This is a genomic window from Aeromonas sp. ASNIH4 (assembly GCF_002934425.1).
GTDB classification, from domain to species: Bacteria; Pseudomonadota; Gammaproteobacteria; order Enterobacterales; family Aeromonadaceae; genus Aeromonas; species Aeromonas hydrophila.
This window is the reverse complement of the sequence record NZ_CP026217.1, coordinates 5,129,852-5,142,827: the sequence shown is the minus strand read 5'-3', so window position 1 is coordinate 5,142,827 and position 12,976 is coordinate 5,129,852. Positions and strand designations below refer to the sequence as shown.

Here is a 12,976-nt window from a genome sequence, read left to right as displayed (position 1 = left end):
CCATTCAGCCGATTTTGCGCCCCTTCACCCCGCGTCTCACCACTCAGGCCTCCCCTCAGACGCCCCAGTTTTTGCTCGACAGCAAGGCGACAACGGATAAGATCTGCCGAGCCATAAGAGGCTCATCAGCCCCACTGACACAGGTAACGACCGATGAAGACCAAGCTGATCACCCGTGAAGGCTACAACAAGCTCAAACAGGAGCTCGATTTCCTCTGGCGCGAGGAGCGCCCCGAGACCACCCGCAAAGTGGCCTGGGCGGCCAGCCTTGGTGATCGCAGCGAGAATGCCGACTACCAATACAACAAGAAACGGCTGCGGGAGATCGACCGGCGGGTCCGTTACCTGCGCAAGTGCCTCGAGGAGCTGGGGATCGTCGACTACTCCCCCGCCCAGGAGGGCAAGGTCTTTTTCGGTGCCTGGGTCGAGGTGGAAAACGAGGAGGGAGAGACCAAGCGCTTTCGCATCGTCGGCTATGACGAGATCTTCGAGCGCAAGGATTACATCTCCATCGACTCCCCCATGGCCCGCGCCCTGCTCAAGAAAGAGGTGGGGGACGAGGCCATAGTACGTACGCCAGTCGGTGACGCCTGCTGGTACATCAATGAGATCAGCTATCCCAAATAAGCCAGCGCCGACCCAGACGGCCAGATCGGCTGACGAGGCCAGGATGGACCTAGCATGCCCACCCACCGGGTATAACAAGCGTCATTTTTGCCGGGGTGGCATCCCGCTGCCCGACCCCATATAGTGCTCACACCCGGCGCCTTGCGGCGCCAACCGGCCCGCGCGGCAGTGGCCCGGCTGGTACCTTGAGTACCGCCAGGACAGACCCCCTGCCCGGCGACATCGCCTCGCGCCTGCCCGTTGACCAGGACCCGACCAAGAGACCCTCGATGCAAAGCCACGTAATAGAACATCAGATTGCCGGTGAGCTGAATGCCCGCCCGGAGCAGGTGCAGGCCGCCGTTCGCCTGCTGGACGAAGGCGCCACCGTCCCCTTCATCGCCCGTTACCGCAAAGAGGTAACCGGAGGTCTGGACGACAGCCAGCTGCGTACCCTGGAGAGCCGCCTCGGCTACCTGCGCGAACTGGCGGATCGCCGCCAGGTGATCCTGCGCTCCATCGAAGAGCAGGGCAAACTGACCCCCGAGCTGGCCCGCGAGCTGAACGACGCCGACAGCAAGACCCGACTGGAAGACCTCTACCTCCCCTACAAACCCAAGCGCCGCACCAAGGGGCAGATGGCCATCGAGGCGGGGCTGGAGCCACTGGCCGACCTGCTGCTGAGCGACCCTATGAAAGATCCCGAGCAAGAGGCGGTTCGCTTCCTCAATGCCGAACAGGGGATCACCGACGGCAAGGCCGCCCTCGACGGTGCCCGCTACATCCTGATGGAGCGCTTCGCCGAGCAGGCGGATCTCCTCGAGAAGCTGCGCGACTATCTGTGGCACAACGCCACCCTGCGCGCCCGCGTAGTGGCCGGCAAGGAACAGGAAGGGGCCAAGTTCAAGGACTACTTCGAGCACGACGAACCGCTGCACAAGGCCCCCTCCCACCGGGTACTGGCCATGTTGCGTGGCCGCAACGAAGGGATCCTCAACCTGGCGCTGGTTGCCGGCGACGATGAGGGTGCCAGCCCCTGCGAAGGGATCATTGCCCATCACCTCAGGCTCAACTTGCAACACCGCCCGGCCGACAAGTGGCTGCAGGGGGTGGTGAGCTGGACCTGGAAGATCAAGCTCTCCTTGCAGATGGAGACCGAGCTGATCGGCCGCATCCGCGAGTCAGCAGAAGAGGAGGCGATCAAGGTATTCACCATGAACCTCAAGGATCTGCTGATGGCAGCGCCGGCTGGCATGCGCTGCACCATGGGGCTGGATCCCGGCATCCGCACCGGGGTCAAGGTGGCGGTGGTCGATGCCACCGGCAAGCTGGTCGATCACGCGACCATCTATCCGTTCGAACCCAAGCGCCAGGTTGACCAGAGTCTCAAGACCCTGAGCGAGCTGTGCCAGAAGCACAAGGTCGAACTCATCAGCATCGGCAACGGTACCGCCTCGCGGGAAACCGACCGCCTGGTGAGCGATCTGTTCGAGCGCTACCCGGCCGCCAAGGCGCAGAAAATCGTGGTGAGTGAAGCGGGGGCATCGGTCTACTCCGCCTCCGAGCTCGCTTCCCAGGAGTTCCCGGAGCTCGACGTCTCCATTCGTGGCGCCGTCTCCATCGCCCGCCGGCTGCAGGATCCGCTGGCCGAGTTGGTCAAGATCGATCCCAAGAGCATAGGTGTCGGCCAGTACCAGCACGACGTCGGCCAGAGCCAGCTGGCCCGCCGCCTCGATGCGGTGGTCGAGGATTGCGTGAACGCGGTCGGGGTGGATGTGAATACCGCCTCGGTCGCCCTGCTCAACCGGGTTTCCGGCCTCTCCCAGACCCTGGCTCAGAACATCGTCGCCTACCGCGACGAGAACGGCGCCTTCAAGAGTCGTCAGCAACTGCTGAAAGTAAGCCGACTCGGGCCAAAGGCATTCGAGCAGTGCGCCGGCTTCCTGCGCATTCGTGGCGGCAGCAACCCGCTGGACGGCTCGGCGGTGCACCCGGAATCCTACCCTGTGGTGGAGCGGATCCTCGCCAAGCTGGAGCAGACCGTGGACAGCCTGCTCGGCAACAGCAGCCTGCTGCGCACTCTCAAACCCGCCGACTACACCGACGAGCAGTTCGGGGTGCCTACTGTCACCGACATCATCGGTGAACTGGACAAGCCTGGCCGCGACCCGCGTCCCGAGTTCAAGACCGCCACCTTCAAGGAAGGGGTAGAGAAAATCAGCGATCTGGTGCCCGAGATGGTGCTGGAGGGGGTGGTCACCAACGTCACCAACTTTGGCGCCTTCGTCGACATCGGCGTCCATCAGGACGGGCTGGTGCACATCTCCTCCCTAACCGATCGCTTCGTCAAGGATCCCCGCGAGGTGGTCAAGGCCGGCGACATCGTCCGAGTCAAGGTGCTGGAGGTCGACGTACCGCGCAAACGCATCAGTCTGACCATGCGTCTGGATGAGAAAGCCGGCCAGCCAGCCCGCAAACCGGCCGAGCCGCGCCACACCGGCAATACCAAGCCGAAACAGGCGCCCCGTCAGAACGCTCCGACCGAGGGTGCCATGGGCAACGCCTTCGCGGCCGCCCTGTCAAAGCTGAAGAAATAAGCCCCTAGAATGCAAAAAGCCCCGCGAGGGGCTTTTTTGTCGCTGTTGCTCGGCCTCATTGGGCCAGCGCAGCCAGAATGGCGTCAGCCTCCCGATGGGCTGCCAGTACTTCCCGCAGCCGGTTGAATGCCTTGCAGGCCTCTTGCGGATACTTGCCATAGGAAACCACGCCGGTATGGCTCCAGCCTGCTGCCAACATCACCTTCTTCTTGAAATGGGTGCCTTCGGTACCGCCCCCACCGAGCTGCATCAAGAACTGCTCCATCTGGAGGTGCGGCGGTGGTACACGGGAGAAGGTGGCAAAATCTTCCGGTTTGACTTCATCAAAGTGCATGACGACTCCTGTGAGCGTGGATGGGATTACCCCTCAGATTAGTTGCAAATGCCTGCTCGCGAGGGAAAAAACCGGGCTGAAATACACTGGAAACCTCAGACACTCAGGCTCAGGTTCTGCTGGGCAGCAGGCTTGACTGCCTGCTGATAACGCTGGGCGATGACCTGGTTGCGCTGCTCCATGTAGCCGTTCAGCACACCCGTCTTGGCGCTGCCGTCGGCAGCCAGGGCAGTATCAGGGTTGGAAGAGAGCAGTGCCTTGCGGGCCTGCGCCTCCTTGGCCGCAGCACTTCTGGCTACGCTCAGATCCTGAGAGGAGGGCTCGGCAGGCGCCAGTGCGGCGGCCCGCACCTGTTGCATCTTGGCGATGGTGGCTCTGGGATCGCCGGGGATGGTCCCGATATCGATGGAGACGCCACCGCCGGTCGCGTAACGCTTGCCATCCGGCCCCATGGCAAATTCATAGGTAGGGCTGCCCGCATACTGACCACCGGTGCTCTGGTGCGCCTGCTCGTGAGTGCGCACCTCCTGATCCCTGTCGGCCAGCTCCTTGACCTGCAGCTCCTGCTTCTGCTGTTGCTCCTGCTGCTTGGGATCTTGCTGTTTGTTGCGCTGGCCATCCTCACCGGTGGCCTCGACGAAGCGGTTGTCGATCGCCGCCTGCGGGTTGCCGGTCTGGGCACCATCTCGCGCCTGCTGGGAAGTCTGATTGGGATTGGCCTGGCTGGCTCTGGACTTCTCTTTCTGGGAGCCGACTTCGGACTCGGCGTTGAAAGCCTCGCTCTGACGGCTCTGGGGGATGAGTGCCGCGCGACGATTGTCAGTGCGTGCCGATTCCGTCTGCGGTTGCAGCTGGTTGGGAATGATGGTCGGCAGACTGACATTGATGTTCATGTCACACCCGGATGTCTATCAGGGTTCCCATCATGTCGCTGGCGGTCTGGATCACCTTGGCAGAGGCACCGGCCTGCACCTCGGCACTCTTGAGGTTCACCAGCTCGTCGGGCAGCTGCACCTTGTCACCGCTCGGGGTATTGAGCCTGGCGATCTGGCTGGACGCCTTGTCGGCGATCTGCTCTGCACGCTGAAAGCCTTGCACACCGCTGTTCAATGCTGAATCTATACGCATGACAACTCTCCTCTGACACTGGATTAATTATCCGCCACGCCAGAGGATTAATGAAGTAAATTGGCTATTTTTCAACCTACAAAATGTTCAATGATTTCAATGAACTGTTGTGGATGGGAAATAAAGGGCGCGTGTGAGGCCTTTTCCAGCACCACACTGCGGCTGCTTGGGTAACGCTCGTCCAGCAGAGGGATCGATGCCTTGGGCACCAGTGAATCCAGCCGACCGTAGACTCGCAGCCAAGGCAGGCTCAATGGTGTCAACTCATCACGCAGATCGACCTCAGCCAGCAAACCGAGTCCGGCCTCCAGCGCCGCCAGCTGGGGAGCGGGCCGCTCCGCCAGCCAGTGGCGCAACTGGCGGATGTCATCCCTGGCATGTTCGCTACCCATCGCCTGGATCGCCAGGAAGCGTTCGATGGTCTGCTTGAAGTCCCCCGCCAGCATCTGGTTGAAACCGGCCAGTACCTTGGGGGCGATCCCCGGCCATTCGCCGCGGGCCATGAAACAGGGGGAGCTGGCCACCGTGATGAGAGAGTACAGTCGCTCGGGATGGCTCAAGGCCAACTGGCTTGCCACCAGACCACCGAGGGACCACCCCAGCAAATGGCACTGCTCCGGCAGGATGGCTGCCACCTCTTCAGCCAGCCAGGGCAGACTGTACTTCACCTCGCCTGCCAGCGGACTGTTGCCAAAGCCGGGCAGATCCACCAGATGGACGCGATAGCGAGACGCCAGGGCCGGCACAATGCCATGCCAGACCGCGCCATTCATTCCCCATCCGTGCAACAGCACCAGATCGGGCCCCTGACCAAACCGCTCAACCGACACGCTCATCTAGACTCAGATCCTGTTCACTCTGTTGGGGTCAGCATGTTAAAGCGGTTGCTCGCCAAAGCAAGTCCGATCCTCGGCCGCCATGCCGACTGGCAGGGCAACTGCCTGCTCTGCCAGCAGCCTTGCGATGTTGACCCCTTGCTGTGCAGCTGGTGCCGGCAGGCACTGCAGCAGGCTGACCACACCTGCCGCTTGTGTGCGGCCCCCTTGCCGGTATTGCATGAAGAGCGCCTGCCGATCTGCGGTCGTTGCCAGCGCAGGCCGCCGCCATGGGAGCGGCTGCAGGTCATCGGTAACTACCGGCCACCCTACCCCATGCTGATCCCCCGGCTGAAGTATTCCGGCCAGATCCTGCTGGCCCCGCTGCTCGCCCGGCTGCTGGCCGATCATCTGGATCTCAGCGAGCCGCCAGAGGCCATCATTCCGGTGCCTCTGCACTGGTGGCGCCAATGGTGGCGCGGCTTTAATCAGGCGGAAGAGATAGCCATCACCCTCAGCGAGCTGACCGGCATTCCTTGTGACAAACGCCTGCTGCGCCGGGTCAGGGCAACCCCGCAGCAAACCAGGCTCAGTGCCGGCCAGCGGCGGCGCAATCTGCGCGGAGCCTTCCAGATCAGGCCCCACGCCTACCAGCACGTGGCGCTGCTCGATGATGTGGTCACCACGGGCGCGACCGCCGGCCATCTCACCCGCTTGCTCCATGAGAGCGGAGTCACAAAGGTGGAAGTGTGGGCCGTCTGTCGCACCCTCAAGCATCTCAAGTAACCATCGGCATGCTACCCAAGCCTTGCCAAGAGAGTTATCATGAATACCCTAGTCGTACACTCAGGTTTATGAGGATAGTGATGATCAGCATTTCCGACACCGCCCAGGCCCATTTCCGTAAACTGCTGGAAAAACAGCCTGATGGCACCAATATCCGGGTGTTTGTGGTCAATCCGGGAACCCAGAATGCCGAGTGCGGCGTATCATATTGCCCACCCGACGCGGTCGATCCGGAAGATCAACACCTGCCCTTCAGCGGCTTCGACTGCCTGGTCGATCCCCTGAGCGCCCCCTTCCTGGTGGATGCCACCATCGATTTCGTCACCGATCAGATGGGCTCCCAGCTCACCCTGAAAGCCCCGAACGCCAAGATGCGCAAAGTGGCCGACGACGCTCCGCTGATCGACCGTATCGAGTACGTGTTGATGTCCGAGGTGAACCCCATGCTGGCCGGTCATGGCGGCAAGGTCACCCTGGTCGAGCTGACCGAGGACAAGCTGGCCATCCTGCAGTTCGGCGGCGGTTGCAACGGTTGCTCCATGGTCGACTACACCCTGAAAGAGGGGATCGAGAAGCAGCTGCTGGAGAAATTCCCGGGCGAGCTCAACGGCGTCAGGGATGCCACCGAGCACCAGCGCGGCGATCACTCCTACTACTGATTTGCTGCTCTTGCAGCAAAGAAAAGGCCCCGCCAGCTGGCGGGGCCTTTTGCATTCTGTGGCGAGCGGATCACTCGTCCTTCTTGTCTCGCGACAGCAGGGCGATGGCCGCCTCTTTCGGATTCTTGCCTTCGTACAGCACCTTGAAGATCTGCTCGCAGATGGGCATCTCGACGCCACAGCGGGCCGCCAGCAGATGCACCTCCTTGGTGTTGCGATAGCCTTCCACTACCTGACCGATCTCGGCCATGGCGGTGTTCACGTCCTTGCCGGCCCCGAGGGCCAGCCCGAAGCGACGGTTGCGCGACTGGTTGTCGGTGCAGGTCAGCACCAGATCCCCGAGCCCCGCCATCCCCATGAAGGTCTTGGCGTCGGCCCCGAGCGCGGCGCCCAGGCGCTGCATCTCTACCAGACCCCGGGTGATGAGCGCGGTCCTGGCGTTGGCGCCAAAACCCAGCCCGTCGGAGAGACCCGCACCGATGGCGATGACGTTCTTGACCGCCCCGCCCAGTTGCAGACCGATGAAGTCCGGATTGGTATAGACCCGGAACGAACGGCCACAGTGCAGCAGCAGGGAGAGATCGTCGGCGAAGTCGTCGTGGGTCGATGCCACCGAGATGGCGGTCGGCAGACCGGCGGCCAGCTCCTTGGCGAAGGTGGGGCCGGAGATGACCGCCAGCGGCATCTCGTCACCCAGCACCTCGCGTGCCACGTCTTGCAGCAGACGGCCGCTGTCCGGCTCCAGCCCCTTGGTGGCCCAGGCGATACGGGTATCCGGGCGCAGGAAGGGTTTGACCTGGGCCAGTACCTGACCGAACACATGGCTCGGCACCACCAGCAGCAGCACGGGGGCAGCTTGTACCGCCTGTTGCAGATCGGCGGTCAGCTGCAGATCGGCAGGAAAAGGGACATCCGGCAGAAAAGCCTTGTTGCAGCGGTCTTGTTCCAGCTCGGCGACATGGGCAGGGTCGTGACCCCACAGCAGGGTCGGATGACCGTTGCGCGCCAGAGAAATGGCAAGGGCGGAGCCATAAGACCCCGCCCCCAAGACCGAGATAGCGATCTGGTCGGCCATTATCAGGCTTCCGCAGTCGCCTGCTGGGCCTGTGCCTGCGCCATGTGCTGGGCAAACAGGGCATCGAAGTTGACCGGTGCCAGGTTCAGCTGCGGGAAGGAACCCTTGCTCACCAGGTTGGACACCGCTTCGCGGGCATACGGGAACAGGATGTTCGGGCAGAAGGCAGCCAGGCAATGTGCCAGTTGCGGCTCCGGCAGGTTGCCGATGGTGAAGATACCGGCTTGCTGAACTTCACACAGGAAGGCAGTTTCGGTTTCCAGCTTGCAGGTCACTGTCAGGGTCAGTACCACTTCATAGACGCTGTCGGCCAGGATGTTGGTCTTGGTGTCCATGTCCAGCTTGACGTCCGGCTGCCACTCTTTCTGGAAGATGTGCGGGGTATTCGGCGCTTCGAAGGAGACGTCCTTGGTGTAGACGCGCTGGATGTGGAATTCCGGTTGTACTTCCTGGTTGTTGATCTCTTCAGCCATTTTGTTTGATTCCTTTTTATGAAAATAGGTGGGCGCAGGCCCTTAAATCAGCGTTTTTTGGTCACCGGCAGATTCTCTGCACGCCACTGGGCCATGCCACCGCTGAGCACATACACCTGCTTGAAGCCGGCTTTGCTCAATTGGCGACCCGCGCCACCAGCGGTCATCCCCGACTCGCACACCACTATGATGGGGGCATCTTTATGCTTTTCAACCGGGCCCAGATTATTGCTCTGGATCTGGCTGAGCGGCAGGTGCTGGGCACCGGCCAGATGGCCCTTGGCAAACTCTTCCTGACTGCGAATATCCACCACGGTGGCGTTTTCACGGTTGATCAGCAGGGTTGCGGTGTGGTTGTTCACCGACTTTACCGGAGAAAAACGAGCACGCACCGTGGTGTAAACCAGGGTGCCTGCCAGGCCGAACCAAGCTGCGGTCAGCAGCGGGTTGCGGGCCGCAAAATCCAAATACTCTTGCATCTTCTACTATCCAGGGACCAAGACAAGTGCCCGAGTATACATGGGGACCCAGCCAAGATCAGCCATCTTGGCGGCAAAGCGGGAGCGGGCTCCCACCAGACGGGGACGGGGGAAAGCGGCGGCATAAAAAGTGGCATTCAGCCCGCTAGGGCGAGGATTCGTCGAGTGGTGCGACAAGCCGGCGACAAAGAAGAAACAGCTCGGCAACAGCGTGCGGCCCCCGCCGGACGGGGCTTGGCTATCAGGTGACTATTTCGGCAGATGTAGTAATATTACGCTAGTTTCACTTCCCGCAATTCATTCCTATCCGAGAGGACATAGCCTTATGTCAACAGCTAAGAAACCTTTGGTTCTGGTCATCATGGACGGTTGGGGCTACAGCACCAAGCAAGAGCACAACGCCGTCGCTGCCGCCAAGACTCCCAACCTCGACCGTCTCGCCCGTGACTACACCAGCACCCTGATCTCCGGCTCCGGCCTGGACGTGGGTCTGCCGGATGGTCAGATGGGGAACTCCGAAGTGGGCCACGTCAACATCGGCGCCGGTCGCATCGTCTATCAGGAACTGACCCGCATCTCCAAAGACATCCAGGACGGCGACTTCTTCCAGAACGTCGAGCTGGCCAAGGCGGTCGATGCTGCCGTGACCAAGGGCAAGGCCGTACACATCATGGGCCTGATGTCCCCGGGTGGCGTGCACAGCCACGAAGAGCACATCATGGGCATGATCGAAATGGCCGCCAAGCGTGGCGCCGAGCAGATCTACTTCCACGCCTTCCTGGATGGCCGTGACGTGCCGCCGCGCTCCGCCCAGTCCTCCATCGAGCAGTTCGATGCCCTGTTCGCCCGTCTGGGCAAGGGTCGCTTCGCCTCCATGATCGGCCGTTACTACGCCATGGACCGCGACAACCGCTGGGATCGCGTGCAGCAAGCCTATGACCTGATGACCCAGGGCAAGGGCGAGTTCACCGCCGACAGCGCCAGCGAAGCCCTGGCCGCAGCCTACGCTCGCGACGAGAACGACGAATTCGTCAAAGCCACCCGCATCGGTGCCGCCGCCCCCATGCAGGATGGCGATGCGCTGATCTTCATGAACTTCCGTGCCGACCGTGCCCGCGAGATCACCCGCGCCTTCGTCGACAGCGACTTCACCGGCTTCGCCCGCACCGCCACCCCGGCGCTGAACTTCGTGATGCTGACCGAATACGCGGCCGACATCAAAACCGCCTGTGCCTACCCGCCGACCGCGCTGGTCAACACCCTGGGTGAATGGCTGGCCAAGCAGGGCAAGACCCAGCTGCGCATCTCCGAAACCGAGAAGTACGCTCACGTCACCTTCTTCTTCAACGGTGGCGAAGAGGCCTGCTTCACTGGCGAAGATCGAGAAATCGTCGCCAGCCCGAAAGTGGCCACCTACGACCTGCAGCCGGAGATGAGCTCCGAAGAGCTGACCGACAAGCTGGTCGGCGCCATCAAGAGCGGCAAGTACGACGTCATCATCTGCAACTACCCGAACGGCGACATGGTTGGCCACACCGGCGTGTTCGACGCCGCGGTCAAGGCCTGTGAAGCAGTCGACCACTGCATCGGTCGCGTCACCGAGGCGCTGGCCGAAGTGGGTGGCGAGTGCCTGATCACCGCAGACCACGGCAACGCCGAGAAGATGATGGACGAAGAGACCGGTCAGGCGCACACCGCCCACACCAATCTGCCGGTTCCGCTCATCTATTTCGGTCGCAAGGCCGAGGTAGCTGAAGGCGGCAAATTGTCCGATCTGGCCCCCACCATGCTGACCCTGATGGGTCTGCCGGTACCGCCGGAAATGACTGGCAAGCCCCTGATGATTCTGAAATAATCCTTCCCCATGCGGGGATGCGAAGTTATTTCAACCAAAACCAGTCGCGTCGGCCTGTTGGCCGGCGCGCTGTTTTTTTGTCTGTCGTTCGGGCCGGCCACGGCACGGGCTGCCAACCAGCAGCTCGGTGCCATGCAGTCCCAGATCAAGGAACAGCAGCAGACCATCAAGCTCAGCAAGCAGGAGCTTGCCAAGCTCAACACCCAGCTCAAGGCTGATGAGCAGGCTATCTCGGCCGCCGCCGCCAAGCTCGAGCAGACCAAGCAGCAGCTCAGAGAGAACCAGCAGAAACTGGTGGTGCTGCAACAGGACAAGCTGGATCTGGAACAGCAGGCCAGCCATCAGAAGCAGTTGCTGGCCAAGCAGGCCGAGAGCGCCTTCTCCGCCGGCAACCACGATTACCTCAAACTGCTGCTCAATCAGCAGGATCCGGCCAAACTGAGCCGTTCCCTCGACTACTACGACTACCTCAACAAGGCCCGCATCGAAGCCATCGAGGCGCTGCGTGCCACCCGCACCAAGCTGGCCAAAAACCAGCAGGCCACCAAAGAGACCGAAAGCCGGCTGCAAAGCCTGCTGAGCGAACAGCAGCAACATCACCAGAGCCTGCTGGCCAGCCAGCAGAGCCGCGCCAAGGTGCGCAACCAGCTGCAGCAATCGGTACAGAATGACGAACAGAAGCTGAGCAAGCTGGTCAAGGCAGAAAAAACCTTGAAGGCCCGGCTGGAAGAGCTGCGCCGCCAGCGGGAAGAGCAGGAACGCCGCGAACGGGCCGAGCGGGAACGCCTCGCCAAGCTGAAGGCGGAGCAGGAGCGGCAGCGCAAGCTGGCAGAGCAGCGCCGTGCCGAACAACAGCGGCTCGCTGCCCAGCAAAACAAGGCGGCCCAGCAACAGCAACCGGCCGAGGAAGTGGCCAGCAACAAACCCGAGCGGGGTTCTGGGATCAGCAGCGCCGGCTATTACAGCGGACTCAAGACCAACGGCAGCCTGCGCTGGCCGGTGCAGGGCCCCATCCTCATCGCCTACGGCTCGCCGCGCACCGCCGAACTGAAGTGGAAAGGCACCCTGATCGGCGCCAGTGAAGGCACCCAGGTCAAGGCGGTGGCACCGGGCCAGGTGGTCTATGCCGACTGGCTCGACGGCTTCGGCATGCTGCTGGTGATCGATCACGGCCGCGGCTACATGAGCCTCTACGGTCACAACCAGTCGCTGCTGCGTCAGGTGGGCCAGAACGTGGAACAGGGTGAACCGGTGGCGCTGGTCGGCGACAGCGGCGGCCAGGACAGACCCGGCCTCTACTTCGAGATCCGTTATCAGGGCGAGGCGATCAACCCCACCAAGTGGCTGGCCAAGCGCTGATCACCGCCACCCGGCCGCCAACCTGCCATCCAGAAGAGCCTGCATGATGCAGGCTTTTTTGATCGCCGCCGGCAGCGGGCAAGACGGCGGATGACGAAAACTTACCTCTTTTCCTGCCGGCTCAGGGGAAGACGATCAGCCCGATCTGCTCCAGCAAGGCCTGCTGCTGATCTTCGTTGATCTGCACCCCGTCCAGATTGACCCGCCGCAGATCCAGCCCGGGCAGATCGCACTGGCGCAGGTCACAACCCTGCAGGTTGACGCTGGCCCAGTCTATTTGGCCAAACTCGGATCCGCTGATATCGGAGCCCGCCAGCGAGGCGCCGAACAGGTTGGCCCCCTGCCAGCGATTGCCGCTCAATTCGCATTGCTCCAGCAGGCACCCTTCGAAATTGGCGTAACTGAAGTTGTTGCCGGTCAGGTGCGCTTCGCAGAAGTAGCTCTTTACGGTGATCTGGTTGGCAAAGCTGGCGCGGGAGAAGTTGATCCCCAGCGCCTGACAGTCGCGCAGCTCCAGCCCCAGACATTGGCTTTGGCTGCAGTCGGCCATGGTGAGATCGCAGCGCAGAAAACTCGCCTCGCGCAGGTCGCAACCCTGCAGCAGACAGCTCTGCTCGCTCTCCCGGTCATAGAAGCTGCAGTCGACGAAGCGGCATTCGGCCAGATCGAGCCAGGAGAAGTTGCAGCCGATGAAACGGCAACCCTGGAACTGCTCCCCCTCCAGGTCTTGCTGCTCGAAGCGCACGCCCTCGAAGCACTTGTCCTTGATCATCCCGCGACTCCCCCTGTTGATGGCGTCATATGCTGACT

The 12,976-nt window shown here is 62.0% G+C and carries 14 protein-coding genes; 6 read left to right on the top strand and 8 right to left on the bottom strand.

The genetic code is table 11. The features are described 5' to 3' along the window. The first annotated feature begins 153 nt into the window (after nt 1–153). Nucleotides 154–627: a transcription elongation factor GreB gene (greB, locus tag C2U40_RS24115; RefSeq protein WP_011704309.1), complete on the top strand. Its 474-nt coding sequence runs from the start codon at nt 154–156 to the stop codon at nt 625–627. Between the two features lie 269 nt (nt 628–896). Next, entirely contained in the window at nt 897–3,203 is a 2,307-nt protein-coding gene (locus tag C2U40_RS24110; RefSeq protein ID WP_181025005.1) for a Tex family protein, read from the top strand. A gap of 55 nt (nt 3,204–3,258) precedes the next feature. Here the strand turns inward: C2U40_RS24110 and C2U40_RS24105 are convergent, their stop codons facing one another. From C2U40_RS24105 to bioH, 4 genes are all read right to left on the bottom strand, one after another. Next, on the bottom strand, nt 3,259–3,537 hold the full coding sequence (locus tag C2U40_RS24105) for a hypothetical protein (protein ID WP_011704307.1): 279 nt from the start codon (nt 3,535–3,537) through the stop codon (nt 3,259–3,261). 95 nt (nt 3,538–3,632) lie between these two features. Further along, entirely contained in the window at nt 3,633–4,430 is a 798-nt protein-coding gene (locus C2U40_RS24100) for a putative metalloprotease CJM1_0395 family protein (RefSeq protein WP_103828665.1), read from the bottom strand. A 1-nt stretch (nt 4,431) separates the two neighbouring features. Next, nucleotides 4,432–4,665, bottom strand: a complete 234-nt coding sequence (locus C2U40_RS24095) for a flagellar hook protein FlgE (RefSeq protein WP_042065963.1) — start codon at nt 4,663–4,665, stop codon at nt 4,432–4,434. 71 nt (nt 4,666–4,736) lie between these two features. Next, nucleotides 4,737–5,501, bottom strand: a complete 765-nt coding sequence (bioH, locus tag C2U40_RS24090; RefSeq protein WP_103828664.1) for a pimeloyl-ACP methyl ester esterase BioH — start codon at nt 5,499–5,501, stop codon at nt 4,737–4,739. Nucleotides 5,502–5,537: 36 nt separating this feature from the next. Between bioH and C2U40_RS24085 the strand changes: the two genes are divergently transcribed. Together C2U40_RS24085 and nfuA are read left to right on the top strand one after the other, a co-directional pair. Beyond that, nucleotides 5,538–6,266: a ComF family protein gene (locus C2U40_RS24085; RefSeq protein WP_103828663.1), complete on the top strand. Its 729-nt coding sequence runs from the start codon at nt 5,538–5,540 to the stop codon at nt 6,264–6,266. 80 nt (nt 6,267–6,346) lie between these two features. Next, complete coding sequence (nfuA, locus tag C2U40_RS24080; RefSeq protein WP_103828662.1) at nt 6,347–6,925, top strand: Fe-S biogenesis protein NfuA; 579 nt, start codon at nt 6,347–6,349, stop codon at nt 6,923–6,925. Nucleotides 6,926–6,995: 70 nt separating this feature from the next. Here nfuA and gpsA read toward each other — a convergent pair whose 3' ends face one another. Genes gpsA through C2U40_RS24065 form a run of 3 tightly spaced genes read right to left on the bottom strand, consistent with a single transcriptional unit; the run spans nt 6,996 to nt 8,952 of the window. Further along, nucleotides 6,996–8,000 carry an NAD(P)H-dependent glycerol-3-phosphate dehydrogenase gene (gene gpsA / locus C2U40_RS24075; protein ID WP_011704301.1) on the bottom strand — a complete coding sequence of 335 codons (1,005 nt, stop codon included), beginning with the start codon at nt 7,998–8,000 and terminating at the stop codon, nt 6,996–6,998. Between the two features lie 2 nt (nt 8,001–8,002). Further along, entirely contained in the window at nt 8,003–8,473 is a 471-nt protein-coding gene (gene secB, locus C2U40_RS24070; RefSeq protein WP_011704300.1) for a protein-export chaperone SecB, read from the bottom strand. A 47-nt stretch (nt 8,474–8,520) separates the two neighbouring features. Next, on the bottom strand, nt 8,521–8,952 hold the full coding sequence (locus C2U40_RS24065) for a rhodanese-like domain-containing protein (RefSeq protein ID WP_005307875.1): 432 nt from the start codon (nt 8,950–8,952) through the stop codon (nt 8,521–8,523). Nucleotides 8,953–9,277: 325 nt separating this feature from the next. On the opposite strand from C2U40_RS24065, the gene gpmM reads away from it, so the two are divergent. Further along, entirely contained in the window at nt 9,278–10,807 is a 1,530-nt protein-coding gene (gene gpmM, locus C2U40_RS24060; protein ID WP_041217283.1) for a 2,3-bisphosphoglycerate-independent phosphoglycerate mutase, read from the top strand. A gap of 9 nt (nt 10,808–10,816) precedes the next feature. Beyond that, a complete protein-coding gene (locus C2U40_RS24055) occupies nt 10,817–12,166 on the top strand; it encodes a peptidoglycan DD-metalloendopeptidase family protein (RefSeq protein ID WP_103828661.1) in 1,350 nt (449 codons plus the stop codon). Nucleotides 12,167–12,287: 121 nt separating this feature from the next. Here C2U40_RS24055 and C2U40_RS24050 read toward each other — a convergent pair whose 3' ends face one another. Then, entirely contained in the window at nt 12,288–12,938 is a 651-nt protein-coding gene (locus C2U40_RS24050; RefSeq protein WP_103828660.1) for a Qnr family pentapeptide repeat protein, read from the bottom strand. Nucleotides 12,939–12,976: the final 38 nt, after the last annotated feature.

What these genes read in the sequence shown, in the direction of transcription:
- C2U40_RS24050 (WP_103828660.1), bottom strand. Translation starts at nt 12,938, where the DNA reads ATGATCAAGGACAAGTGCTTCGAGGGCGTGCGCTTCGAGCAGCAAGAC.
- C2U40_RS24085 (WP_103828663.1), top strand. Translation starts at nt 5,538, where the DNA reads ATGTTAAAGCGGTTGCTCGCCAAAGCAAGTCCGATCCTCGGCCGCCAT.
- C2U40_RS24105 (WP_011704307.1), bottom strand. Translation starts at nt 3,537, where the DNA reads ATGCACTTTGATGAAGTCAAACCGGAAGATTTTGCCACCTTCTCCCGT.
- C2U40_RS24095 (WP_042065963.1), bottom strand. Translation starts at nt 4,665, where the DNA reads ATGCGTATAGATTCAGCATTGAACAGCGGTGTGCAAGGCTTTCAGCGT.
- C2U40_RS24110 (WP_181025005.1), top strand. Translation starts at nt 897, where the DNA reads ATGCAAAGCCACGTAATAGAACATCAGATTGCCGGTGAGCTGAATGCC.
- bioH (WP_103828664.1), bottom strand. Translation starts at nt 5,501, where the DNA reads ATGAGCGTGTCGGTTGAGCGGTTTGGTCAGGGGCCCGATCTGGTGCTG.
- nfuA (WP_103828662.1), top strand. Translation starts at nt 6,347, where the DNA reads ATGATCAGCATTTCCGACACCGCCCAGGCCCATTTCCGTAAACTGCTG.
- C2U40_RS24065 (WP_005307875.1), bottom strand. Translation starts at nt 8,952, where the DNA reads ATGCAAGAGTATTTGGATTTTGCGGCCCGCAACCCGCTGCTGACCGCA.
- greB (WP_011704309.1), top strand. Translation starts at nt 154, where the DNA reads ATGAAGACCAAGCTGATCACCCGTGAAGGCTACAACAAGCTCAAACAG.
- gpsA (WP_011704301.1), bottom strand. Translation starts at nt 8,000, where the DNA reads ATGGCCGACCAGATCGCTATCTCGGTCTTGGGGGCGGGGTCTTATGGC.
- gpmM (WP_041217283.1), top strand. Translation starts at nt 9,278, where the DNA reads ATGTCAACAGCTAAGAAACCTTTGGTTCTGGTCATCATGGACGGTTGG.
- secB (WP_011704300.1), bottom strand. Translation starts at nt 8,473, where the DNA reads ATGGCTGAAGAGATCAACAACCAGGAAGTACAACCGGAATTCCACATC.
- C2U40_RS24100 (WP_103828665.1), bottom strand. Translation starts at nt 4,430, where the DNA reads ATGAACATCAATGTCAGTCTGCCGACCATCATTCCCAACCAGCTGCAA.
- C2U40_RS24055 (WP_103828661.1), top strand. Translation starts at nt 10,817, where the DNA reads ATGCGGGGATGCGAAGTTATTTCAACCAAAACCAGTCGCGTCGGCCTG.